The sequence below is a fragment of the uncultured Porphyromonas sp. genome (genome assembly GCF_902489635.1).
Lineage (GTDB): Bacteria > Bacteroidota > Bacteroidia > Bacteroidales > Porphyromonadaceae > Porphyromonas.
This window is the reverse complement of record NZ_CABUAN010000030.1, coordinates 1-25899: the sequence shown is the minus strand read 5'-3', so window position 1 is coordinate 25899 and position 25899 is coordinate 1. Positions and strand designations below refer to the sequence as shown.

The 25899-nt window shown below is 53.5% G+C and carries 15 protein-coding genes; 10 read left to right on the top strand and 5 right to left on the bottom strand.

From position 1 onward, the window contains the following. Positions 1–91 precede the first annotated feature (91 nt). From ltrA to RDM37_RS06540, 5 genes are all read right to left on the bottom strand, one after another. A complete protein-coding gene (gene ltrA, locus RDM37_RS06560) occupies positions 92–1372 on the bottom strand; it encodes a group II intron reverse transcriptase/maturase (protein ID WP_308556056.1) in 1281 nt (426 codons plus the stop codon). 640 nt (positions 1373–2012) lie between these two features. After that, positions 2013–4946 carry a T9SS type A sorting domain-containing protein gene (locus tag RDM37_RS06555; protein WP_308556054.1) on the bottom strand — a complete coding sequence of 978 codons (2934 nt, stop codon included), beginning with the start codon at positions 4944–4946 and terminating at the stop codon, positions 2013–2015. A gap of 139 nt (positions 4947–5085) precedes the next feature. Next, positions 5086–7392, bottom strand: a complete 2307-nt coding sequence (locus RDM37_RS06550) for a T9SS type A sorting domain-containing protein (RefSeq protein WP_308556052.1) — start codon at positions 7390–7392, stop codon at positions 5086–5088. Between the two features lie 108 nt (positions 7393–7500). Then, positions 7501–9240, bottom strand: coding sequence for a leucine-rich repeat domain-containing protein (locus RDM37_RS06545; RefSeq protein ID WP_308556050.1), 1740 nt, complete (start codon positions 9238–9240; stop codon positions 7501–7503). A gap of 340 nt (positions 9241–9580) precedes the next feature. After that, positions 9581–12670: a thiol protease/hemagglutinin PrtT gene (locus tag RDM37_RS06540; RefSeq protein WP_308556048.1), complete on the bottom strand. Its 3090-nt coding sequence runs from the start codon at positions 12668–12670 to the stop codon at positions 9581–9583. 246 nt (positions 12671–12916) lie between these two features. Here RDM37_RS06540 and RDM37_RS06535 point away from each other — a divergent pair, with 246 nt between their 5' ends. From RDM37_RS06535 to rlmN, 10 genes are all read left to right on the top strand, one after another. Further along, the gene (locus tag RDM37_RS06535) at positions 12917–13864 is read left to right on the top strand and encodes an OadG family transporter subunit (RefSeq protein ID WP_308556046.1); all 948 of its coding nucleotides are present in this window, start codon (positions 12917–12919) and stop codon (positions 13862–13864) included. 32 nt (positions 13865–13896) lie between these two features. Further along, a complete protein-coding gene (locus tag RDM37_RS06530) occupies positions 13897–15051 on the top strand; it encodes a sodium ion-translocating decarboxylase subunit beta (RefSeq protein ID WP_308556044.1) in 1155 nt (384 codons plus the stop codon). Positions 15052–15201: 150 nt separating this feature from the next. Beyond that, positions 15202–17301, top strand: coding sequence for an ATP-dependent zinc metalloprotease FtsH (ftsH, locus tag RDM37_RS06525; protein ID WP_308556042.1), 2100 nt, complete (start codon positions 15202–15204; stop codon positions 17299–17301). A gap of 105 nt (positions 17302–17406) precedes the next feature. Beyond that, positions 17407–18252 carry a phosphatidate cytidylyltransferase gene (locus RDM37_RS06520; protein WP_308556040.1) on the top strand — a complete coding sequence of 282 codons (846 nt, stop codon included), beginning with the start codon at positions 17407–17409 and terminating at the stop codon, positions 18250–18252. Between the two features lie 4 nt (positions 18253–18256). Then, complete coding sequence (locus tag RDM37_RS06515) at positions 18257–19543, top strand: lipopolysaccharide biosynthesis protein (RefSeq protein WP_308556038.1); 1287 nt, start codon at positions 18257–18259, stop codon at positions 19541–19543. A 603-nt stretch (positions 19544–20146) separates the two neighbouring features. After that, positions 20147–20872 carry a UMP kinase gene (gene pyrH / locus RDM37_RS06510; protein WP_308556036.1) on the top strand — a complete coding sequence of 242 codons (726 nt, stop codon included), beginning with the start codon at positions 20147–20149 and terminating at the stop codon, positions 20870–20872. Between the two features lie 31 nt (positions 20873–20903). Beyond that, a complete protein-coding gene (frr, locus tag RDM37_RS06505; RefSeq protein WP_308556033.1) occupies positions 20904–21464 on the top strand; it encodes a ribosome recycling factor in 561 nt (186 codons plus the stop codon). Positions 21465–21628: 164 nt separating this feature from the next. Beyond that, the gene (gene rsgA / locus RDM37_RS06500) at positions 21629–22573 is read left to right on the top strand and encodes a ribosome small subunit-dependent GTPase A (RefSeq protein WP_308556031.1); all 945 of its coding nucleotides are present in this window, start codon (positions 21629–21631) and stop codon (positions 22571–22573) included. Positions 22574–22609: 36 nt separating this feature from the next. After that, positions 22610–24787: a ribonuclease R gene (gene rnr, locus RDM37_RS06495; protein WP_308556029.1), complete on the top strand. Its 2178-nt coding sequence runs from the start codon at positions 22610–22612 to the stop codon at positions 24785–24787. Positions 24788–24800: 13 nt separating this feature from the next. Next, positions 24801–25826, top strand: a complete 1026-nt coding sequence (gene rlmN, locus RDM37_RS06490) for a 23S rRNA (adenine(2503)-C(2))-methyltransferase RlmN (protein WP_308556027.1) — start codon at positions 24801–24803, stop codon at positions 25824–25826. The last annotated feature ends 73 nt before the right edge of the window (positions 25827–25899 follow it).

Here is a 25899-nt window from a genome sequence, read left to right as displayed (position 1 = left end):
AATCGAGTAGGTCGGGAAACGAAAGTTTTCTGACCTACTTTCGTTTCCTTTCCTCTCACACCACCGTACGTGCCGTTCGGCATACGGCGGTTTAATTCGTTTTCAAAGAGTGTCTAATCGCATAGTAGTCCAAACAGCTTTCGAGGCCTCTGCGGGCTAGCACATCTTTCGATATAGCTCGTACCACGCATGTACGTCTCACCACCCATTCGTAGCGGTCTCCGCTGTAGGAGGTGAGCTTGGCTAAGTCGTTGCAGATACCAAGCTTGCGTAGCCCCCAGGCTCGCTTTCGAGGTGTCTTCCATTGCTTCCATATCACCTTACGTAGCATCGTGCGCAGATGTTCGTCTATCCCTACCATCTTGCCTTTCATGGCTCCAATGGCAAAGTAGTTGATCCATCCACGTATCACTCTGTTCAGCATTGTGATGCGGGCAGTCATGGAAATACTCCACGAGCGTTTGCATAGTTTCTTCAGTTTCCTAACAAACTTCGCTACGGAGTCCTCGTGAGGTCTTGCCGTCCATTGCTTGGTCTGAGGGGATTTGTAAAATCCAAAACCGAGGTACTTAAGTTTGCTCGATCGACAGACGTGCGTCTTCGTGGCATTGACCTTAAGCCCGAGGACACGCTCTATCCATTGGGTGACAGAGTGCATCACTCGTTTGGCACTTGCTTCACTTCCGACTGCTATGACGCAGTCGTCTGCGTATCGAACATAGCGCAGACCCCGTCTGACCAATTCCTTATCTAGCTCGTTGAGCATTACATTGCTCAACAAGGGGGACAAATTGCCACCTTGGGGCGTGCCGAGTTCTGTGGCTTCGTAAAGACCATTTTCCATTACGCCCGATTTCAGATACTTACGTATCAGACTTTCGGTGTCTGGGTCATGGATCACACGACCTACATAACTCATCAATTTGTCTTGTGGAACATTGTCGAAGAACTTCTCCAAGTCTATGTCAACTATCCACTCCGCTCCCTCGTTGAGGTATTCCAAAAGCTTCTGAACGGCTTGCTCACAGCTCCTGCCGGGGCGGAAGCCGTAGCTGTTCTCTTGGAACTCTGCCTCGAAGATGGGCGTGAGGACTTGGACAATCGATTGTTGGAGGGTGCGGTCGACAACTGTCGGGATACCGAGCTTGCGTACGCCTCCATTGGGCTTAGGTATCTCAACCCTCCGTACGGGGGCTGGTTTGTACCTACGCTCTAGGATGGACTGCTTGATACTCGTCCAGTTGGCGTTCATGTAGTCGCGGAGTTCCTCGACTTTCATCCCGTCTATACCCGAGGCGCCCTTGTTGCTCACAACGCGATTGAGTGCCTCGCGCACGTTATTCTTGGCGAGTATCTGTTCGATTAGTTTCATCTTCCGTCTTTCTTAATTTCCGCTTCCGATACATAAGTGCTTAGCTCTATGTGGGCGATCGCATTGACGTTTTGACCGTTGCCACTCGTCAGCAAAGACATCGGAACATACATTCTTGATTAACGTTACGAATTATTCGGCCCTTCGCCTTGTTCTGCGCGAGAACGGCTACTTCGACCTCTGCTGACTCCTCGACATTCGTTGTTACTATCCTTGAGGACTGCCGAGGCCTCGCGGGATAAGTCATACATCTTTCATCGTTTACCTGCCTAATTTACGCATCAAGGTTACGGTTGCCTTTGGGAACTTTACTGCCTTTTGCCAGCTTGTCCGCTTGATACGCCTTAGTATTAGGTTTCTGTTCGTCAGGCCACGAATTCGCTATTGCTTCTTCTCTCCCAAGGGTCACCCCTTGAAACTTGCAAGTCGCTATGGGGTTCGTTGGCAACTACGCCCCGTGTGGACTTTCACCACAGATGTATGACATGCCCGTCATACATACAGAAGCGTGATAAGGATCTCTGTCCTTACCACGCTTCTATCTATAGATAATGGGGTCGTGCGCGCCTAGTCTGCTGGGTCGCGCTAGACCCGTGATGAGACTTAAAGTCTTACGACGTTATGGTCTCGTGGAGTGGCTTTACTTGGTGATGTACTGTGTGAAGGTACCAGCAGCCGTCTGCATCACGACAACGTAGCGACCAGCAGGTAGCGTAGAGAGATCTACAACGTGTCCTGGCTGATCAATCTGCATCACGTTAGCACCATCTACGGTCAGGACGCGGAGCGTCAGCACCTCAGCACTGTTCTCTACGTATAGCTGCGCCGTAGCGTCGAGCTGCGTAGGATAAGCGATAGGCTCGAGACTGCGCTCTACCTCGCTGACCCCTACAGGAGCGTAAGCACCACCATTCTCATAGACGACCTCGACGGTGTAGCTGTCGGTCATACTGCCCGTTGGATCTTGATAATCATTGGCAGTGAGACCCTCAGCGATGACCTTGCCGTTCTTGAGGAGCTTGTAGCTCTTGACCTTGGGGAATGGTACGGGTACCTTGCCCTTGGCAAAACAGTCGAACTCCTCGAGCTTCTCTACACGATCAGAAGGAGCAAAGACGAAGCGCATAGCGTGATACTCCTCAGGAGGTGTAGAGCCCTTGAACTTGCCCTCGGGGTATGGGATCATCAGCTGGTTGATGAGAAGGAAGCCATCTAGATAAGGACGTAGTGCATCGTTGGTGTTCTTGACACAGACGACTCCTGCAGCGTTGTCCTTGTTGGGGATGCCGTAGCCGATGAAGAGATCCTTCATCGGGTCGATCTTGAAGGGCTTGTCTAGGAGCACCGTAACCCACTGACCAGGCTGCCAGTCTTCTGGCACGTTGAAGGACTGCTCATAGATCACACCAGCCATACCTCCCAGCATGTCGTTACGCTCAATGCCATTGCGCAGGATGATCGTGTAGCGCTGTGCTTTCTCAGGCTCGGGGAAATTAAGTTGCGTATCGGGGATGAGGCGCACGGCATAGAGCGTCGGGCTAGCCTCTCCTACAAAGCGATCACTAGCGATACGCACCGTCAGGTTGTAGCGGTTGGGCGTAGAGTAGCGACTGCTATTGAGCTCAACCTTAGGATGCTGGTAGGAGATGAACTCCATCTTGTCAGGATCGGGATAACCAAAGAGAGAGACCTCCTGAAGATTTGCAGGCTCACTCCAAGTAACCAAGACACCATTGCTACTAGCCTTAGGGATAGCAGTCATCGTGTGTACAGCATTGCCCCAGTAAGCGCCCTGCTCGATGAGATCAGACTCGCCATAGGTGTATGCTGCACCCTCATTATGTCCATCATCGGGTAGCGTCTTGCCACCATAGTCATAGCGTACCTGTACACCATAGACAACAGAGCCCTCACGAGCCTTGTCTCCTAGAGCGACCTCCCGAGACTCTGTAAACTTATTGTCGGTAACCTCCTGGACAAAGGTTCCGTTGCGATAGATGCGGTAAGAGACCTTCCACTCAGCGGGGATCGTGCTCTTGTCAATGGCTGCCCAGGATAGCTGCGCCTCCGTATTGGTCACCTGCACCTTGAGGTCAGATACAGGCTGTAGGGGCTTCAGCCCATTACGCCACGTACCCTCTAGCTGGCGAGCCAGTCCCCCATCCTTAGGATCTAGGTAGATGTCCATGCAGTCGATTGTGTCATTCTTCTTAAAGTGATCCCAGTGGAACTTGAGACGTCCGTAGAAGTCATTGCCCTCTGTACGACCACCCGTGAGGGTGCCCACGACTAGGTGCTCAGCACTAAAGAGTGAAGAGCCTGAAGAACCACCCTCGGTAGCTCCCTGGGTATAGTGAAACTCAAAGTGAGCATTCTTCTCTCCAGCCTCGCCATCGCCCGTATCCCAGGTGCTTAGACGGATAGGACCATCTGCGATGGAGATCTTCTTAGCATCGCCCATCGGGTGGTGTATGCCTACGACTGGGGTCTTAGGTGTCATAGACCAGCGATCCCAACCGTTGTAGTAGACGCGATAGTTCTCGGGCACCTGTGTGTGTGCCTCGAGGAGTAGACCATCGCTCATACCCAAGAAGGGTAGGAACGTACGGACATCACAGCCAACGATAGACTTACCACGATTGAGTGCTAGAGAGCCGTCACTACAGGTAGGCTTCTCATAGTGGAAGACAAAGGTCCACTTGTCTAGATCCTCCTGCTTTACCTCCTGCCTGTCGCTCAGAGAGATACAGTGTGCAGCGGAGAGGATAAAGGGGCGAAAGTCTTGGTTGGTATTGTTCAGCAAGTTGCCCGAGCAGAGGCTGATATAGGGATAGTCATACATGATGAGCTGGCATACACCAGTCTTCTCAGCCTGCCAGTCAGCTCCCTCAGGGCAGTTGATGCCAATCTGAGGGATCGGGTCTCCACTCTCATCCTCACCAGGGTAGAAGATGCTACGGAGCTTATTGGTCTTGTTGTCTACCTTAGCATCGTAGATGTAGCCGACACCAGAGACGAGTAGCGTAGGCATCGCTCCCGTACGTCCTGGCTCATACTCCATAATTACCTCATCGCCATTGAGAGGCTCATTGGCAAAGCCTCCGTGCTTGGGATGCGTCTCGTAGGTATAAGCGCCTAAGAGGACGGAGCGATCAGGGGTATAGATATAGAGACGGCCTCCATCGTTAGGAATGAAGAAGTCATCATAGAGGAGCGTCATAGCTTGTGCTCCTGGAGAGGAGATGCGCAGACGATAGATCACCTTGCCAAGCTCCAGCTCGATAGCCTGAGCCTGCCGTGCGAAGTCGATAGAGGTCTCTACGACACGACCGATGGTGAGGGTCTTGAACTGTACCTGCCCCTTGTTCCACTGTCGTGCTGTCTTGAAGTCCTGGACGTTGAACTCAGGGAGGACGCGAACGACAGGCGTACTCCCCGCAGAGCGTAGCTCAGTCGTGGAGGCTGTGAAGCCAGCTGGTACGCCTCCAAAGGACTGCTGTGCCACAAGCCCTCCAACCCAAGAGAGGGCTACGAGGCCGACAGCTAGTAGTTTGGATATAAATGAATGATTCATAAAGCGGTGTAAACTGTGCTTTGTTTGATTAGATGTAACTATAGAGTCTAGTCACGACCCAAACATAAGATACAGTGTGGAGCGACAACATTACTGCGCGTCCACACTGCACCTTATAATTATAGAGTCGTCCCTGTCATCAACGACGTATGATCAGCTTGCGAGGATCATTGCCGATCAAGACAATGTAGGTACCCTCGGGAAGGTCTGCTACTGTAAGCTCTACATAACCCTCACGGCTGGTAGCGTAGCTACCGACTAGTGCGCCTGAGAGCGTGTAGACATTGACCGTCGTAGCAGGCTGTGCGCCAGCGATGGTGACAAAGTCTGTAGCGGGGTTAGGATAGAGCTCAGCCTGCTCAGAGCTTGGTACGGTAGGCATGATGACTCCGAGCCACTTCTCGCCATCCCATACAGCTGTATCACCTGGCTCCACGCCATCTTTCTGATACTCAGCAAAGACCTCTGTATCCTCTTCTAGAGTAAAGGTCTTGGAGCCCATAATGTTGATAGGCTTACCTCCGGTCTTGAGCTTTCTTATCGTAAGAGCACCAAGCTGCCAGTCTGCGTACTCATCAGCACCAGCGACGACCTCTAGCTCCATACCACGAGGTAGGCCCCTCGTATCGAGACCATCACCCTTGAGCTTGAGGACACCCTGGCCGAGTTTCTTCAGGACAACCTTGCAGATGTCGTTGGTAAAGGTAGCGACCACCTCAACATCAGCGTCGGAAGCATAGAAGTAGCGATCGTTGAAGATGTTGACGGTGTCTCCCTTGAGGACTTTGTTAAGCGTCTTAAGAGCGTATCCCTCCTGATTGTCAGCAGTGATTACGACCTTAGTGTCTGTGTAAACCTCGGGCAACTCGATCTGACCATTTACCTTGATAGAGCCACCCTCGCCGATAGTCTTGGTCGTAACCTTGCAGACGGCAGCACCATCATAGTTGCTCCAAGTGCGATGGTCGTATACGCCCCAGCCTAGGTCGTGAGCGATCTTGACGTGCTCCTTGAGGCAGATGTTCTGCTCCTTGTCGCTACGTGTCTCGACAGCATAGATACTGCCAGCGTATGAACCTGGCTCAGAGCTATCCTTATGAGGCAGCGAGCTCATAAGCTCCTTCATAGCGTCGCCCTTGATGCTGTTGTTCTGGATATAAACCTCGCCGAGTGCGGGGAGTGTGGGGAACTTTAGAGTAGAGAAGTTATTCTCAGAGAGATCTAGATAGCGAAGCGCACTACATCCCTCTAGCTTCACCTCGGTGAGCTGGTTCCTACCAGCACTGAGTGTAGCAAGACTAGCAAAGCCTGTTACATCTAGTGTCGTCAGCTGGTTGCCATCTACATATACATCCTGTAGTCTGAGCTTACCTCCAGTTAGATCTGCAGAGGTGAGGAGGTTGTCACTGAGGACGAGACTCTTGAGTCTTGGGCAGTTCGCAATAGAGAACTTAGTGAGCTTGTTGTATCTCAGGTTGATGTCAGTCAGACTTCTCATATCCTTGAGAGTCAGCTCCTCCAGCTGGTTACCATTGAGACTAAGGTTAGATAGCATAGGACAGCCAGTGAAGTCGGCCACTTTGAGCTTATTCTCACTCAGATCAACATCCTTGAGATTTGCGTTGTCTTTGAATGTAATCTTAGTGAGCTGTCCTTTGTGCAGGTCTGCCTCCGTAAGAGCCGTGAGACCAGAGAGGTCTATCTCTGAGAGGCTGGTCGTCTTAGCACTCAGCTTCTGGAGAGACGTACAGCCTGTTAGGTTAATTGAGACAATAGGGTTCGCTGAGATAGAGATGTACTCGAGCCCCTTAGTCTTAGACAAGTCCAAAGTTCTGAGGCTATTGGCAGAGAGGTCTACAGACTTGCAAGAGAGACCGTCTAGATTGATCTCCGTCAGCTGATTGATAGGTAGTGAGACCGTCTCTAGCTTAGGAGCTGCTGTCAGGTTGATGCTCTTGAGCTTATTGCCATCAGCCTTGATTTCCTTCAAATTGACACAGCCATCGAGCTTGATCGTGTTGATATTTGAAGAGGTACAGTTCAGAGACTCTAGAGCTGACAGTCCAGTCAGGTCTAGGAAGTCTATGATGTTAGTACCGCAGATGAGATCGGTGAGGTTGACACAGTTCTCAAACTTCAGAGATTTGACCTGAGACATGGTGCACTCAAAGGTGCGGATGTCACCCGTTATAACGACAGGCTTCTCCGTGATCTCATAGGCTATCTTACCGCCCTCGACTTGTACGGGCTTAACACCCTTCATATCGATGTTTTGGCCGGTACCATCGGGCCCCGTGACGATGATATTCATGTTATCACCGACATTGAGTGCTGTGACAATGGTAATCTTACCAATGGCTGGCTCGGGGTCCTGAGCAAAAGCTCGAGGTGCCGTCAGCCCTAACACGCCCAAGAGCGTGAGGAGAAGGAGTAGTTTTGACTTCATAATCCTTATATAGTTAGTTAGTTTTATCTAGAGGGTAGCTCTGTAGAGGCACCCGCCTCGGGCAGAGAGTTCTGCGGTGAGTCCGAGCGTCTCTACAGTGCTATATGTTTAGTCGACAAGCACCTTAGTAGCTTGCGTGCCGTAGGTAACCATGTAGAGACCTGCAGGCAGTGCGAGCTGAGTCTCTAGTGCAGAGGTCGTGTAGACGACCTGGCCATCGAGTGTATAGATAGCGATCGGAGCTACCTCAGGAGCGACGATAGAGAGGAGGCCTCCTGCTACGCTGATCTGTAGAGGCGACACAGGCTGGACGAGCTCATTGCCTACTGGATAGATTTGGTAGAATAGGCTCCAGTTGATATCATTCTGATAAGCCTCTCTAGCCTCCTTGGGGACCTCTAGTACGACATTTCTATAGAAGTCTTCACCCATGTCATAGACTGTGCCATCATTATCCTTGCCTACAGCTGGAGGTGTGACAGCAAGTATCTGTAGCGTGCCACCCTTTGTCTCCAGCAAGTCGTTGCCAGCGAATGCTTGATCCTCGACTAGTACGACGTTCTTACCAAGAGTGATCTTCGAGAGCTTAGCGCAGTCGCTGATGCAGTAAGGTGGTATCACCCGAACCTTCTCGGGGATCTCAATCTCAGAGATCCTCATATCTGAAAAGGCTGTATACCCTATACTATCGACAGATGCGGGGAGCTTGAGCGACTCCGTCCAGCGACAAGATAGGAAGGCAAAAGGCTCGATCTCCGTAATACCCTCTGGCACGGTGACATCTTTCGTCCCCTTGTAGAGACAAAGAACGAGCGAGTTCTTAGTCTTATTGATCAGTAGCTTACCCTCATTGACACCGTCTGACTTAACCTCAAAGGTTTTATTGCCCTCTGCGACCGTAATCTTCTCACACTTCTTGAGTAGTGTGAGAGCCATAGGACCGATCTCCCGTAGGGAGGCAGGGATAGTCAGCTGCTCTAGCCAAGCACAGTTGTAGAGGCCCTCTTCACCTATTCGCTCCAAACCTTCGTTGAGGACGAGCTCCTTGATATAGATACAGCTTAGGAAGGCGAAGTCCTCTATCTCCTTTACCGTATTAGGTAGTACGATCTTAGCCGTCCTAAGCTCAGGAGGGCAGAGATAGACCTTCGTCATATCCTTACTGTATAGGATGTTGTCTTGAGCCTTGAGGATCGTGTTGTCGGGAGATACCGTAATAGTTGCGAGGTTTTGGCAGTTCATAAAGGGCGCCTTGCCCATCGTCTTAAGACCCTTGCCAATCTCCACCTTGGTGGCTTTCAAGCAATCCATAAACACATTGTCGCCGATCTTCTCAATCTGATCGGGGATGACACACTCCGTGAGCGTAGCTAGACGGAAGACTCTATCCTTAAGCTCTTTGCAAGTGGACGGATACTTCACTGTGTAGACCTCATTAGTTGCAAAAGCAGCCTGTCCCACAGCAACGACGGTGCAGGGGACCACCTCATCCTTAGCCTTCTTGACATTGAGGATCTCAGGGATGACGACATCCTTGTAGTAAACGCCCTCCTTAAGACGGTCATCAGGACCCTGTGCGGGTGCGATCTCAACGGTCTTGTTCTCTTCGCTGACAAAGCGCACGTAGAACCCCTCCTTGGTGGCGTAGATCGTACGTGTGTCTGTAGCTTTGAAGTCTTGCGACATCAGCTGTCGACCTGTCCTGAGCTCGTGACGAGAGCTGTAGGAGGGTTCCTTTACTCCCCCATCTCCTTGATTGGAGAGATCGACTGTCTGGGCTGATACTTGTAGCGAGAGTCCACTCATCGCCATAATTAGCCCTGCGGTAATTAGTAGTTTTCTGACCATATAATGTTATTGCTTAGTACTATCTAAACTCTATCTATGTGATTTCCAAATCCGTATACAATGCTCGAGATAGGCGAACAAGCGTCGGCTCTCGAAAACAGGGGCAAGTTACGAAAAAACAATGATACAGCAAGACCAACAGCAATCTTTATCAATTCGGTAGCACCATTTTAGGCGTAAAGGTCACGTGTTAGGAGACTCTTGACTTTTGCAATAGTCTCGTGAGGACGGATACCACCTCACAACTTGTCGTACATAACAAGAGGAGGCTCTGTAAGTATCGACTACAGAGCCTCCTCTTGTACTAAGATCTAAGGTTAGTTACTACCTTATATATAAGCTATCGACGGACGATGAGACGACGTGTCTCGTCACCTACTCGTAGTATGTAGGTGCCCTCCTGTAGCTGTGTTAGGCTGATGCGTAGCGTATCGCTAGCAGCCTCTGCCTGATAGATCAGCTGTCCCTCCAGCGAGTAGATAGCTACCGTAGCTCCCGCAGGGATACCCTCGAGGAGGACGTAGTCACGTGCTGGATTAGGATAGAGGCGTAGCTGCTGTGCTGCGACGCTCTCGACGCTTGAGTAGTTTACAAAGGTTGCCACGATCTCCGTATCCTTCGTGACAGCAAAGCTCTTGGTCTCCGTGATATCTTCATCATTGGCCATAAGCTTTGTTAGCTCGCACTGGGCGTTGGGGCGTACCTCAATGTGTAGCTTGGTACCCTCAGGCACTGCGTCGGGATTAACAGCTTCCTTGAGGTTGATCGCGCCATACTCGTTATCATTGCTCTTGAGGGTCACCTTATAGGTCTTGAGCTTGCCAAAGACAGCCTTGACCTCAGTGGGAGAGGTGACTCTAAAGCTCTTTGTAGCGAGGATGTTCCGCCCATTAGCTTCGAGCGAGAGCAGAGCATTGCCCTCATCAGGCTTAGCGATGACAGTCAGCAGAGTTCCCTCTAGCACCGCATTGAGATCGGCAGCACCCTTGAAGGATATCGTACCAGGGCCCTCGATCTTCTGAGTGACTGGGAAAGTGCCCTTCTTGCAGGTTACAATAATGATAGGATCCTCCAGGATAGGCAGGCGCTTCTTGCGGCCAACGTCAGGAACCTCAAAGAAGCTCATCGTCAGCTTGAACTCATTGCCACCTGCGACAGCGAGCCTCTTCAGTAGCTCTGGCAGCTCAGGCGTGAGTACCTGTTCACCTCCTACTGTGACATCGATAGGCATTAGATCTGTCCAGACCTTCTCTGGGCCATACTCTAGGATGTAGCGACACTTCACCGGATGCGTGGGAGCTGTGGTGCCTACATACTTGACACGGATTGATGAGAATAGTCCTGTACCTCTCTCAGCCTCCATAGGGTCAGTCTTAGAGGCTGGCTCGATGACGAATGCTGGTCTGATATCCGTCGAAGGATTAACGGTGACATCGGGTAGGTCGAAGTACTGCATCCTGCCCATATCCTCCGTCTGGTAGGCGACACGGAGAGAGACAGTACCCTCGGCGTAGGGGCAGCGCTCTGCCTGGTAGGTCACCTCTTGCGTCTCCCCAACCTGTATGGCGGGTAGGATATCAGAGTAAGCACGCCACTCACCGCCCTCAGGCTTGATCTCGAGGTAGAGTGGTCTGAAGAACTCTCCACGGCCCGTGTTCTTGAGTTTGAGTGAGACTGTGCTCTTCTCATAAGCCTTGAGCGTAGCCTGAGCACTGTCCTCTACCATCTCAAGCTGAGCGAAGGGGTGTGTCAGGTCCTCCTCGGCAGTCCAGCCACTAGGTGCGACCCTTTTGATGGTAAAGGTGTGACGTCCCTTACCATTCTCATTATTGCCCTCGCGTACATCCATAGCGCAAGGTCTCCAGACCTTCTTGCCATCAGGTAGGGTGAGTTGATAGACTATGAAGAAGTCCCACGTACCATCAGAGAGGTACTTCGTAATGTCTAGATCAAACTGGAACTCGGAGGAGAGGTCATAGAGACCGCCCAAAATTCTAGTCTTGGCAAACTCATCCATATAAACTGTATCGGTCGTGCCTAGCTTGACAGCCCCAAAGGTCGTAAAGCCGTAGTAGCTATACTCGACTTCGCCCTCATCATTCGTTATAGGAGCGTCGCTCATCCATACAGAGTAGTTGGCATCTGCCATCTGGATCTTTGATCCTCCTGCGCGGAGGTGCATAGTAAACTTGCGTGTGGTCAGGAGGGGCAGCTCGGTATCCTTAGAGGTGTCATTACGATCAGGCTTAATGCCTATCACAGCGCCCTGCTCCATGCTAAAGCCACCACCAAAGCCACCACCGATACCTAGTTCGTCGGGCTGTAGGAAGTTGAGGTTAAAGTAGCCATCAGCCTCTCCGCTCCAGCCCCAGTTGATATGATAGAGCCCCTCGTCGTTGTAGCCATCGCAGACGAATGCGTGTCCACCGCCTGTACCGGTACCACAGTATACGACAGGGCGCTGAGCAGCTAGCTCTGCACGCATCATCTTGTCCCACTCAGGCTGGGTATAGTTGACACGTCTCTTGAAGGTCACTTGCTTGTCATAGCGGAAGTAGCTGCGGAGGGCTGTGACGATCTTCGGTGCGAAGCTACCACTAGCTACTGGATCATAGTCTGTCTCGATAGCAACACCTGCATGATAGCAGAGCGTGCCTAGAGCCTTCTTTTGGGCCTCCGTAGCGGTCGTAACGTCTGCAAAAGCCTCTGGCATATTCGCCCATTCGTAGGTCGTCTCTCCAAAGTTTACATCATGTGTGCGCTTCTTATACGGCTCTCTGTACTTTTTCTCGCCATGCCCCTTGTCAGGCCACTGATAGTAGCGCATCACCTGAGCGTAGGCGGTAGCGACACAGCCCACGGGCATGTGCTTGCCCTTGCTATCTACTGGGGTCTCTGAGTTCCACGGAGCAGACTGATCCCACTTGATGCCACCTAGTAGCGGGAGTACCTCTGCGGGCTCTCCAGCCATCGGTAGCGTCGGAGCCAAGCGTGTCTGCAGTCCTACCTGCCCAGTCAGCTCATCGATACGTTGCTGACAAGCCTTCAGAAAGGCAGCGAGGTTGTCTGGCATCGACTCAACGGAGAAGGATCCCGTCGTAGCATAGCCTATATAAGGAGCTAGGCGATCATCACCGGAGACGATCACGAAACCACGATTCTCACCCCTATTATATACGTAATAGTAGCGAGCAGGCTCACCTGTCGACTTTAGTTCGTACCCATTAGAAGGGCAAGCGGGTGCCGACACAAGGGTTAGCTCAGCAGAGCGCAGTTGCTGCATCTGCGTGTTCTTTTGAAAAAACTGCTCTGCGAGCAGCCGAGCCTCTTGCTCTCGTAGTGGGCGTGCAAAGATCTGCACCACGCCACAGAGCAGTAAGCATAGTGCCATGGTCAGCATTCGTGACCGACCGAGTAGCGAGTAATTCATAAGCAAGTAGTTTTGTTAGTCAATTGCATTGCGCAAAGGTATAAAAAACAAAGACATCGACAGCTCGAAACGAAAAAAACACAGCCTCCCAGGGCAATCCTCGATTTTGCAAGGCTCATGAGTCGATCTTCCACTAGAGATCTTCAAATGGGCACATGGAGATCTAGAAATATTTCGAAATGCTCGTACTTTGCCAGAGAAAGCGTAACTTTGGCAGTCTAATCTTAGCGATATATATGTGAGCTTATGCAACGAGTCACACTACCTGCCTTACAGAGGCTACTACTGCTCTCTACCATAGCCACCCTATGGGCCTCCCTTCCGCTCTCAGCACAGAGTGTCACGGCGGCAAGGATCAATGAGGTGATGATAGATAATGTAGACAACTACATAGACAGCTACGGGAAGCGTAGCCCTTGGATCGAGATCTACAACTCCTCTGCGGGGTCGATAGACCTAGCGGGCTGCTTCCTGACTGATGATCCGCAAAATCTTAAGAAATATATGATCCCTAAGGGGGATGTGCTGACAGCTATTAAGCCACGGCAGAGTGTTGTCTTCTTTGCTGATGAGATGCCGCTACGAGGCACCTTCCACCTGAACTTTACGTTAGCATCTGACACTCCGCACTATCTAGCTTTGATAAGCAACGATGGGAGCACCATCATCGATGAGGTAGAGGTGCCAGCAGCGATCCCCGCCAACAACTCTTACGCTCGTATCGATGACGGGGTGCGTACAGTTGTAGCTGCCGAGGCTTGGCATATCACGCAGCACACGACGCCTGGCTCCAACAATGTGGTCAAGGACAAAAATGAGAAGATAGACCGCCTACAGGAGGCCGATCCTAATGGCTTTGTGATGACCATCACCGCTATGCTGGTGGTCTTCTCGGGGCTACTGATCCTCTTCTTGGCCTATAAGCTGGTCGGAATCGTGGCGATGCGTATTGAGGAGCGCAAGGAGAGTCTAGATAGTCGACTGCACCAAGAGCCTACGAAGGTAGCCAGCACGACTGAAGACCCGCTCGTGGCTGTCGCCATCTCACTGGCTCTGACGAGCGAGCTGGAAATGGGCGGTGGCGAGGCACCCGGACAACTGACCATACGTCCCCGCACGCTGCCTTATCAGCCGTGGAGTGATAAGACACAGATGATGCGTCCTACAGTGGACTGTAAGCGATTGAAAGCGTAACACTAGACCTAAGCGATTAACAAGATAGCCTTATGAATTTCTGGAACTTCCTTGTTGAGAATATAGAGATCTTCTCTACTTACACCGGCTTTGCCAATGTGACGACAGGTCACGTGATTATGATATTGGTCGGTGCTCTATTTATCTTCCTAGGCATACGCTTTAGGTTCGAGCCGCTACTCTTGATCCCCATTGGCTTTGGTATGCTGATCGGCAATATCCCCTTTAAGGATGCAGGCTTGCAGATCGGTATCTATGAGGAGGGATCTGTCCTCAACATCCTCTACCAGGGGGTACGGCAGGGGTGGTACCCGCCACTGATCTTCCTCGGCATCGGGGCGATGACGGACTTCTCGGCGCTGATCTCCAATCCTAAGCTAATGCTGATAGGTGCGGCTGCGCAGTTTGGCATTTTTGGCGCCTATATGATCGCCTTGCAGCTAGGCTTCGAGCCAAACGCTGCGGGTGCTATCGGTATCATCGGAGGTGCTGATGGCCCGACGGCTATCTTCCTCTCGTCGAAGCTAGCTCCCGACCTACTCGGTGCTATCGCGGTCTCGGCCTACTCCTACATGGCTCTGGTGCCGATCATACAGCCGCCCTTCATGCGTCTACTGACAACTAATAAGGAGCGACGCATACGTATGAAGCCACCCCGCAAGGTGTCTCGTATAGAGCGTATCCTCTTCCCTATCTTCGGACTTCTCTTGACGGGATTCCTCGTACCCTCTGGTCTACCTCTGCTGGGGATGCTTTTCTTCGGCAATATCCTCAAGGAGAGTGGCGTCTGCGACCGTCTAGCTCGTACAGCGCGTGAGCCACTCATCGACATCGTCACGATCCTCCTCGGTGTGACGGTAGGAGCCTCGACGCAGGCGACGCACTTCCTTACGCTCGACTCGGTGAAGATCTTTATGCTCGGTGCGCTCTCCTTTATCATAGCCACCTGCTCGGGGGTACTCTTTGTCAAATTGATGAACCTCTTCCTCAAGGAGGGCAACAAGATCAATCCGCTGATCGGCAATGCGGGTGTATCGGCTGTTCCTGACTCGGCGCGCATATCGCAGATCGAGGGCGTCAAGTACGACCGAACGAACTACCTGCTGATGCATGCGATGGGTCCTAATGTGGCAGGCGTCATCGGCTCTGCCGTAGCTGCGGGCGTCCTCCTCGGCTTCCTCTCCTAAAGCTCTAACAAGCACCCCGCTGAGGCGCAAAGTCTCTACAGGGTTATTTTGTACCTTTGCGAGCAAAGGTGTGCCAATAGATCTGCGAGGTAGGCTGTGGTACGCTTTTTGAGAGATGAACTAGAAAGAACTCTATTGATGAATAAACAGATGAAACGTCCCCTAGGTACTCCCACACCTAACCCGCAGGGATCGGATCCGCGGCGTGGCAAGCGTCGCTTTAATCCGATGTGGCTCTACCTGTCGACTATATTTATATTGGCGATACTCTTCTTCTTACCGTCCGAGCAGCCTACTAATAATAAGGAGGTGGACTGGACGGAGTTTCAGCAATTGCTCCGCAAGGAGGTCGCTACCAAGGTGGAGGTCAACCGCACCAAGGGGGTCGCTGTCGCTACGCTCAATCCCAAGAAGGTGAGCATGGTCTACAGCGAGCAAGAGCTACAGAATCTGGAGCAACGGGGCTTTCCTTTTCGCATTACCAAGGTTCAGTATCAGGTCAAGTGTATGCCTCCCTCGGTCGACCGCTTTGACGAGTTTATCGAGAAGGAAAACATCGCCATAGATGTCAAGTATAAGACCGACAGCATGAACTTTTGGCTCATGCTAGCCAACTGGCTACCGCTGATTCTGGTTGTTGTCTTCTGGATATGGATCTTCCGTCGCATGAGTGCTGGCCCCGGAGGCAAGAACGGTGGTCCCGGCGGAGTCTTTAACGTCGGCAAGTCCAAGGCTAAGCTTTATGACAAGAATGAGTCGCACGTCACCTTTGACGATGTGGCGGGACTGCACGAAGCTAAGCAGGAGCTACAGGAGATTGTCGAGTTCCTCAAGAACCCCGACAAGTACACCAAGCTGGGCGGTAAGATTCCCAAGGGAGCGCTCCTCGTGGGCCCTCCAGGCACTGGTAAGACGCTCTTTGCGAAGGCGGTCGCTGGCGAGGCGCATGTGCCGTTCTTCTCAATCTCTGGTTCAGACTTCGTGGAGATGTTCGTCGGTGTGGGAGCTTCACGCGTCCGTGACCTCTTCAAGCAAGCTAAGGAGAAGTCGCCCTGTATCATCTTCATCGACGAGATCGATGCTGTGGGGCGTGCGCGAAGCAAGAACGCCGGCTTCAGCAGTAATGACGAGCGAGAGAACACGCTCAACCAGCTCCTCACCGAGATGGACGGCTTCGACGGCAATAGCGGCGTGATCATCCTCGCAGCGACGAACCGTGTGGACATCCTCGACAAGGCTCTCCTACGTGCCGGTCGCTTCGACCGTCAGATCTACGTAGACCTACCCGACCTGAACGACCGCAAGGAGATCTTCCTCGTACACATGAAGGGGCTCAAGCTAGGCCCAGACGTATCGGTGGATCAGCTGGCACGACAGACGCCAGGCTTCTCGGGAGCAGACATAGCAAACGTCTGCAACGAAGCGGCGCTCATAGCGGCCCGCCACGACAAGCAGGCGATCGAAAAGCAAGACTTCATGGATGCCGTGGATCGTATCATCGGAGGTCTGGAGAAGAAGAACAAGATCATCACCGAGGACGAGCGTCGCAGCATAGCCATCCATGAGGCGGGTCACGCCACCATCAGCTGGATGACGGAGTATGGCAATCCCTTGGTTAAGGTCACCATCGTGCCTCGTGGCAAGGCACTTGGCGCCGCTTGGTATATGCCTGAGGAGCGGCAGATCACCCACACGCAGGTACTCCTCGACGAGCTCTGCTCGCTGCTGGGCGGTCGCGCTGCGGAGGAGCTATTCCTCGATCGCATCTCGACAGGCGCCGCCAACGACCTAGAGCGTGTCACTAAGATCGCCTACGCTATGATCACCTACTACGGTATGAGTGACAAGCTGCCCAACCTCAACTACGCTGACTCGCAGAGCGATGGCTATAACTTCCAGAAGCCGTACAGTGAGGAGACGGCAGTCATCATCGATCAGGAGGTCTCCAAGCTCATCGCTACACAGTATGCCCGTGCCAAGGAGATCCTGACACAGTATGCCGAGCAGCATCACCAGTTAGCGCAGCTACTCCTAGAGCGTGAGGTGATCTACACGGAAGATGTGGAGACGATCCTCGGCAAGCGTCAGTGGGTCTCTCACTCGGACGAGCTGGATGCGCTCAACGAGGCAGCGCGCGCTAAGCGACTCGCTAGTGCCACCCCTCCGCCCTATATTAAAAAGGAGGAGGATCAGCCTACCCCCGCTCCCTCAGATGAGAAAAACGATGAGGAGCCTACAAGTGACGAATAGTCCTATCTAGAAGTCGGGCAGAGATACTCACTCGCTGAGCATCTCTGTCCGACTAACTTATTAAGCTCTACGTAACACACGACAATCACTGAATACAACGCTACCATGTCGACCTTTACCACTCGCCTTATATCGGGCACTGTCTACGTAGCACTGATTGTGCTGGTCTTAGTACTCTCCATGGTCTGGGGATTGTGGATCTTGCTCTCCGTCTTTGCGGTGGCAGGGATCATCGAGTTCAACCGACTCACCGGCGTCAACCGCCCCTACATCTTCCGCATCGTACTCGACTGCGCAGCCGCCGTCTGGCTCCTCTACGCCACGGCGCAGTATGGCATGGCGATCAGTCACGGCATAGGCATCTTCCTCCCTTACCTGCTCTACCTACTTTATGTGGTCTGTCGCTCCACATTCCTTCCACATCAGGCTATGCTCCCGAGCCTCGGCAACAGTGTCATAGGCCAGCTCTACATAGCCGTTCCCCTTGCGCTGACCATCAGACTAACGCTTGTGGTCGACCCCTTCTCCTCCATGACGCAGTACAACGGGCTGCTCCTCCTCGCCATCTTCATCTTTATATGGGTCAATGACACGGGCGCATACCTCGTCGGCTCACGTTGGGGCAAAAGAAGACTGGCACCAAGCATCTCTCCAAAGAAAAGCGTCGAAGGCTCCATCGGAGGTCTCCTCCTCGTACTCCTCTCAGCAGTCGTCTTGCGTCTGCTCTTATTCCCCGAGCTAAGCTGGCTACGCATCTTGCTCATCGCTGCGGTGGTCGCCATCTTCGGCACCATCGGCGACCTCTTCGAGAGCAGTCTCAAGCGTCAGGCTGGCGTCAAGGACTCGGGCAAGCTCATCCCAGGTCACGGAGGCATCCTAGATCGCATAGACAGCCTGCTCCTAGCGGTGCCAGCCGTCTATCTGCTCCTAGCCGTCCTCGATCTATACTAAAGCTGTGAAAGTGCCCCGATCACTACGCTCCATACTAGCCGACAGCGGTCTACTCCTCTCTGTCGGTGTCGGGGTACAGCTGATAGCCCTACTTCTCTTACCATGGGTCAGTAGACTATACACACCAGACACGCTAGGCGACCTAGCACTCATCCTCTCCATCGCCACGCTGCTCAGCATCGCCGTGGGGGGACGCTACGATCAGGCTATCGTAGTCTGTCAAGAACCCTTAGAGCGAGACCACTTACTACGTCTCACCCTATGGATTACAGCTCTAGTGACGCTCGCCCTATTCGCCCTCACCCTAGCCTTCGAGCCGTGGATCGGCATCACCCGCTACGCTACCCTGCAGGGCAAGCTCTGGCTTATTCCACCCGTCGTCTGCACCTTGGGACTGTGCGCTACACTCAGCAACTACGCGCTAAGCCTAGGACAGTTCAAGCGTATCGCCACCAGCAAAGCAGTGCAAGGATTGGGCAATAATGGACTCAAAGTGGGCTTCGGACTCTTCTCCCCCTCCGTCTGGAGCTTGTGGGGCGCCCAAATAGCCTCGACATTGCTCGCGATCATTCCACTCCTGCGACCCCTGAAGCACAGCCGACAAACCAATAGCCCCAGCAGTCGCAGAGAGCTAGGGCAAGTGGCTCGCAAGTACAGAGCCTTTCCCCTCTTTAGCCTTCCTCAGGCAGCCATCACCACCCTCCTCGGGTCAATCCTGATCCTCATGCTACCGCTAGGCTACACCACCGTCGAGATAGGACTAGTCACTATGGCAACGATGCTGGCACGCCGTCCCGTACAGCTCATCGCAGACAGCGTCAGTCAGGTCTACTTCAACCGTCTCTCCGTAGCACACCACGCGCAGGCACCCTGGCGACCGCTCGTCCGCCCGCTGCTCATGCTAACGCTCGTGGCAGGCATCCCCACGCTCTTAATTCTCTGGTGGGCTATGCCTTATCTAGTTCGCTGGCTCTTAGCTCCCGAGTACGCAGCCTGCACAGAGATCATACGCGCTATGCTCGTTTACCTGTTCGTCTTCTTCTTCACCTCCATCATCAACGTCATCCCCGACATCATCGGGCGGCAAAGAGCGCACCTACAGATCCAACTGCTCAACCTCTTCCTGCAGGTTGCCCTCCTGGTGCTACTTATCTACGTCTTGCGCGCACCCTTCGCCGAGACCGTCTCCACCTACTACCTAGTCATCGCACTCTACCACCTACTCTACGGGGGCTGGCTCCTCTACCTCTTGCGCCGACACGACCAGCAGCTCCAGCAGAGCAACGGATAAGCCCTATTTTGAGGTGCTGAAAAACACGATTTATTTCTAGAAGGGATATGTGTAGTTCCTGACAGAGCGATTGTAATGCATCAGCTCAGCTAGAGAAATCCAACGCCGGCTTATTACAATAATTTAGACCCGACTACATATTGATATGGTGCTGTGTCGGGGAAAATCGATTTCCACGTGGATATTTTGAAATCTCCACGTGGATATTTTTTATTTCCCACGTGGGGAAGAAAAAAATCTTCGGAGGAATCAAATGAAACTTCGGAGGAATTGTTTGACGCCCACGTGGAAAATAAAAAATATCCACGTGGAGATTTGAGATTTTCCACGTGGATATTCGAGAAGGGAGGGAATCGGATGAAACTCCCCGTAAAGATATGTAAATAGAGGTTGGAGATTAGAGGTTAGAGAGGGGAGGCTAGTGGCTCTAGTGTTTCTAGTAGCACTAGCTAACAGCCAACAGCTTTCCCACGTGGATATTCTGTTTTATAGTCTCAGTTGATTAGGTGAGGCAAGCTAAAAGTGCGCTCGCCTTACCGCTTCGCTTTACTGCTAAGCACTTTTTGTCTATCTTTGTAGAGGATACAATGAGATAAGACCATTATGGCTCAATACAAACGAGTACTACTCAAGCTCAGCGGCGAGTCGCTTGCGGCTGGCTCCAAGCAAGGCATCGACACGACACGCCTCCACGACTACGCCTCGCAGATCATCGAGATCAGCGATATGGGCGTCGAGGTGGCGATCGTCGTGGGCGGTGGCAACATATTCCGAGGCATGGCAGGCTCTGCCGAAGGACTAGATCGTGTGTCGGGCGACCGTATGGGCATGCTCGCCACGGTCATCAATGCGCTCGCCATCAGTGCGGCGATCAATGCGCAGTGCCCCTCTATACAAGGCACACCTCGGGCGGTCGTCATGACCAGTACACCGATGGAGCCTTACGCGCGCTACTACGATGCGCTCACAGCTCGCCAACTGTTGGCTCAGGGGCATATTGTCTTCGTCGCTGGGGGAACGGGCAATCCGTTCTTTACCACAGACTCTGCCTCAGCACTCCGTGGCATAGAGCTACAAGCTGACATTATGCTCAAGGGGACCCGCGTCGACGGCATCTACACGGCCGATCCTGAGCGCGACCCCTCAGCGACCAAGCTCTCTCGTCTCACCTACCAAGAGGTGTACGACCGTGGGCTCAAGATCATGGACCTGACCGCTATGACACTTTGTCAAGAGAACCATCTGCCGATCATCGTCTTTGACATGGACACGACGGGCAATCTGGCTCGTGTGATGCGTGGCGAAGAGATAGGGTCTATCGTTTCCTAATCAATAACCTAGAAACCAATCACAACGAAATATGAGTACAAGCCAATTTACCAAACCGGCTGAGCAGTCTATGCTCAAAGCTGTCGAATTTCTTCAGGACAAGCTAGACCGCATACGTGCGGGCAAGGCCAATCCTGTCCTACTAGACGACATTACCGTCGAGGCTTATGGGGCGCCGATGCCTCTCAACCAGGTTGCGACAGTGACTGTACCCGATGCACGTACGCTCGCTATCACACCGTGGGACAAGAAGCTCATCAAAGATATCGAGAAGGGTATCCTCGACTCCAACCTAGGTATCACACCGACGAACAATGGCGAGATGATCCGCATCGCTATGCCACCCCTCACCGAGGAGCGTCGTAAGGAGCTGGTCAAGCAGTGTAAGGCTGAGAGCGAGGAGGCGAAGATCAGCATTCGCAACGCACGCCGTGACGCTATCGACGCTGCCAAGAAGGCTCTCAAAGCGGAGGATCTGTCAGAGGATGTGGTCAAGCAAACCGAAAACGAAGCCCAGAAGCTCCACGACAAGTACATAGCTCGTGTCGAGGAGGTGCTAGCGGCTAAGGAGAAAGAGATCATGACGATCTAATTCCCCTACCCCTCCCTATCACATTTCACCCTTATGCAAGTCACACCTACAGCCTGAGCTGGCAAGCGGAGCGGAGGGACTAGTTTCCGCATCGGCTGCCCCCTTCATCCTCTCAAGCTGTGGGCTGTGGCTTTGCTCACATTTTCCCCATTTCCCCCTACCCTATGCGAGGCAGAGTCATCAAGGTCATCGGCAATAACTGTGCAGTGCACGTGCCCGAAGAGGATCGGGTCTACGCCTGCCTGATCAAAGGGAGGCTGCGCATCCAGGGCATTCGCAGCACCAACCCCGTAGTGGTCGGTGACTGGGTGCACTTCACGCCAGATCCACAGCAGGAGGTCTCCTATATAGAGTCTCTCGAGCCACGACGCAACTACATCATACGACGCGCCACCAACCTCTCTAAGGAGTCGCACATCCTTGCGGCAAACATTGACCTAGCCCTCCTGATGGTCACCATCGCTCGCCCTCGCACTTCCTACACATTCATCGATCGCTTCCTGGCCACGGCAGAGGCGTACCGCATCCCCACCGAGATCCTCATCAACAAGGTCGACGACCTCAAGCCCGACGAGGAGGAGGTGATGCGCGAACTGACCGAGATCTATACCCCGCTGGGCTATCCCTGCCACCCCATATCGGCACTGCAACATCAAGGCACCGACGCACTCATGTCGCTGCTCGATGGCAAGTGCACGCTCATCGCAGGGCACTCAGGCACCGGCAAGTCGACCCTACTCAACAGTTTGATCCCCGACCTAGACCTAGCCACGCAGGCTATCTCTTCGCTCTATGAGACGGGGCAGCACACGACTACTTACTCGGAGATGTATCAGCTACCGAGCCCGCACTCAGGCTGGATCATCGACACTCCCGGGATCAAAGCTTTTGGCACGCTAGAGATGAGCGAAGAGGACACGAGCCACTTCTTTCGTGAGTTCTTTGCCTATTCGAGCGACTGCCGCTTTGCCAATTGCACGCACCTCCACGAGCCGGGCTGCGCTGTCCTCAAGGCACTCGAAGAGGGACGCATCGCCCCCTCGCGCTACAAGAGCTATCTGAGCATCCTCCAGGACGAGCACAGCGGACCCTACCGACCAGAGCAGTAAAACACCAACGCATACACACACATTAACCAAACCATTATGACGAAACCATCTAGAAAGAAAAACACACCCAAGAAGAACCCTACCAAACGCTCCGGCGCGAAGCGGCTTAACCTCGACGAACTAACACGAGCCGTCGTCAAGCTCTTTGCCACAAACCCAACCCACACGTGGAACTACAAGCAGGTCTCCAAGCAACTCGGCATCACGGAGCAACCGATGCGCCAGTCCATCAGCCGCATCCTCGAGGTGCTGGAGCTGGACGACACGCTCACACGGGTCAAGCCGGGCACCTATCGCTATAATCTCTCGGGAGCTCTGCTCTTCGGCACCTTCGAGCGTCGCTCCAACGGGCGCAACGCATTTATCTCTGACGAGGATGGCAAGAGCATCTTCATCGCTGAGCGCAACTCTATGCACGCGCTCAACGGAGACCGGGTACAGGCGCGTCTCTTTGCTAAGCGTCAGGGCGGTGACCTAGAGGGCGAGGTGATCAACATCATCGAGCGGTCAAAGCATACCTTCGTCGGACGACTGGAATTCAAAAAGGACTGGGCCATCTTCGTCACCGAAGACCGCACCCTCTCGACCGACATACTGATCCCGCTCAGCGAACTAAACGGTGCTCAGCGAGACTCCAAGGTAGAGGTGGCTATCACCGAGTGGCCTAGCTCGGACAAAATCCCCACGGGACGTGTCCTCAAGGTTCTCGGCAAGGCGGGCGACAACGACACCGAGATGCGCGCCATACTGACCGAATACAATATAGACTACGACTACCCACAGGCTGCTATCGACGAGGCAGAGCGACTCTCGGGCGAGATAACCCAAGAGCAGCTGGCACAGCGAGAGGACTTTCGCGAGGTGCCGACGCTCACCATTGATCCTGCCGATGCTAAGGACTTTGACGATGCACTCTCTTACCGTGACCTCGGCGATGGCCGGCACGAGGTGGGCGTGCACATTGCCGATGTTTCTTACTTCGTCACCGAGGGCTCTAAGATTGACGAGGAGGCTTACGCACGTGGCACCAGCGTTTACCTCGTTGACCGCACCATCCCGATGCTCCCCGAGGCACTGTGCAACAATCTCTGTTCGCTCCGTCCCAACGAAGATAAGTACGCTTACTCCTGTATCCTCACGCTAGACAATGCAGCACATGTACAGCAGTACCGCATCTGTCGCACGGTGATCCGGAGCGATCAGCGCATGACTTACGAGGAGGCGCAGGATGTGATCGAGGGTCGCAGTGACACCCAGCAGGCGATCATTCAGCCACTCTTTGAGCTCTCCCAGCAGTTGCGCAAGCGCCGCTTTGACGAGGGTGCGATCAAGTTCCAGAGCCAAGAGGTGCGCTTCGTACTAGACCCCAAGGGTCGTCCCACAGGTGTCGAGGAGGTGATAGACAATGAGTCGCACCACCTCATCGAGGAGTTTATGCTTCTGGCCAATCGCACCGTTGCTGAGGACATCGGGCAGGTTCGTGCCAAGGGCAAGAAGGCGAAGAACTTCGTCTACCGTGTCCACGCACAGCCTAGCGAAGAGAAGCTGATGGCGCTCGCCTCTTTTGCTGGTAAGTTTGGCTACAAAGTCAATCTCAGTGGCGAAAATCGTCAGGTGAGTCGCTCCTTCAACAAGCTCCTCGACAGCGTCCAGGGCAAACGTGAGGAGAGCCTCATCGAGACGCTCGCCATCCGCTCTATGACTCGTGCCGAGTACTCGCCTGACAACATCGGCCACTACGGACTCTCCTTTGCTTTCTACACCCACTTCACCTCACCCATTCGTCGCTACCCCGACCTGATGGTGCACCGCCTCCTGACGCGCTACTACGCAGGCGGTCGCTCTGTGACAAAGGGCAAGCTCGAGGAGCAGTGCCAGCACTGCAGCGAGCAGGAGCAGATAGCTACGCAGGCGGAGCGTGACTCGATCAAGTACAAGCAGGTCGAGTATATGAAGGCTCGCATAGGACAAGTCTTCGACGGAGTCATCAGCGGGGTCGCCGAGTGGGGCCTTTATGTGGAGCTCAAGGGATCGCACTGCGAGGGACTCATACCGATCCGCAAGCTCGAGGACGACTACTTCGAGTACGACGAGAAGAACTACCGCCTCCGTGGACGACGCACCGGCAAGCGCTACAACCTTGGCGACCCGATCACCGTACGCATCACTCGTGCCGACCTAGAGCAGCGACAGCTTGACTTTGACCTCGTCTGATACGCCCCTTCTCATGACTGCAACGCACCAGATCCTCGGCAAGACGCCTGCGCAGCTCACGGAGCTAGCCGTTGGCCTAGGTCTGCCCAAATACACGGGTCGGCAGATCGCCGACTGGCTCTACCAGAAGCATGTCTCCTCGTGGGACGAGATGACCAATCTGAGCAAGAAGGCGCGCGCTCTGCTCGCCTCGCACTACGAGATAGGCCGTGCGGCACCTCATCTTCAGCAGACTTCACGAGACGGCACGGTCAAGTATCTCTTTGCCGCTGGTGGGGGCTTCGTCGAGACGGTCATGATCCCCGAGGGTGACCGCGCCACGCTCTGCGTATCGTCACAGCGAGGCTGCAAGATGAACTGCCTCTTCTGCATGACGGGCAAGCAAGGTTTCAGCGCTAACCTCTCGGCAAGCGAAATCCTCAACCAAATCCTCTCCGTGCCTGAGGTCAATGAGTTGACCAACATCGTCTTCATGGGGATGGGCGAACCGATGGACAATATAGACACGCTCCTACAAGTGATCCGCTGTCTGACCGATCCGCAGGGGCTGGCGATGAGTCCTAAGCGCATCACCGTCTCGACCATCGGCCTACGCCCTGGCTTGGAGCGTTTCTTGGAGGAGTGCACCTGTCATCTGGCTATCAGCCTGCACAACCCACTGCCGGAGGAGCGTTTATCCATTATGCCCGTAGAGCGCGCCATGCCCCTTGCCGACACGGTGGCACTCCTACGACACTACGACTGGAGCCATCAGCGTCGTCTCACCTTCGAGTATATCGTCTTCTCAGGGCTCAACGACACGCCCCGCCACCTCGCAGCTCTCAAGCGTCTACTCGCACAGCTCGACTGCCACGTCAACCTGATCCGCTACCACCGCATCCCGCACGTCGACCTGCCTAGCTCCGATATGACCCGCATGGAGTGGCTCCGCGATCGGCTCTGCGAGGCGGGCATACCGACCACCATCCGCACCTCCCGTGGCGAAGACATCAGCGCCGCCTGCGGTATGCTCAGCACCCAAGAGCAGCAGGGCGCATAAGCCCTTACGCCCCATTACGAGACTGTTGCAAAAGTCAACAGTCTCACAATCTTGCTTGCAAGATTGTCCTGAC

Excerpts from the sequence above, each read along its gene's own strand:
- frr (WP_308556033.1), top strand. The coding sequence starts at position 20,904 with ATGAGTACAAGCCAATTTACCAAACCGGCTGAGCAGTCTATGCTCAAA.
- RDM37_RS06555 (WP_308556054.1), bottom strand. The coding sequence starts at position 4,946 with ATGAATCATTCATTTATATCCAAACTACTAGCTGTCGGCCTCGTAGCC.
- rsgA (WP_308556031.1), top strand. The coding sequence starts at position 21,629 with ATGCGAGGCAGAGTCATCAAGGTCATCGGCAATAACTGTGCAGTGCAC.
- ltrA (WP_308556056.1), bottom strand. The coding sequence starts at position 1,372 with ATGAAACTAATCGAACAGATACTCGCCAAGAATAACGTGCGCGAGGCA.
- rnr (WP_308556029.1), top strand. The coding sequence starts at position 22,610 with ATGACGAAACCATCTAGAAAGAAAAACACACCCAAGAAGAACCCTACC.
- ftsH (WP_308556042.1), top strand. The coding sequence starts at position 15,202 with ATGAAACGTCCCCTAGGTACTCCCACACCTAACCCGCAGGGATCGGAT.
- RDM37_RS06530 (WP_308556044.1), top strand. The coding sequence starts at position 13,897 with ATGAATTTCTGGAACTTCCTTGTTGAGAATATAGAGATCTTCTCTACT.
- RDM37_RS06535 (WP_308556046.1), top strand. The coding sequence starts at position 12,917 with ATGCAACGAGTCACACTACCTGCCTTACAGAGGCTACTACTGCTCTCT.
- pyrH (WP_308556036.1), top strand. The coding sequence starts at position 20,147 with ATGGCTCAATACAAACGAGTACTACTCAAGCTCAGCGGCGAGTCGCTT.
- RDM37_RS06550 (WP_308556052.1), bottom strand. The coding sequence starts at position 7,392 with ATGAAGTCAAAACTACTCCTTCTCCTCACGCTCTTGGGCGTGTTAGGG.
- rlmN (WP_308556027.1), top strand. The coding sequence starts at position 24,801 with ATGACTGCAACGCACCAGATCCTCGGCAAGACGCCTGCGCAGCTCACG.
- RDM37_RS06540 (WP_308556048.1), bottom strand. The coding sequence starts at position 12,670 with ATGAATTACTCGCTACTCGGTCGGTCACGAATGCTGACCATGGCACTA.
- RDM37_RS06545 (WP_308556050.1), bottom strand. The coding sequence starts at position 9,240 with ATGGTCAGAAAACTACTAATTACCGCAGGGCTAATTATGGCGATGAGT.
- RDM37_RS06520 (WP_308556040.1), top strand. The coding sequence starts at position 17,407 with ATGTCGACCTTTACCACTCGCCTTATATCGGGCACTGTCTACGTAGCA.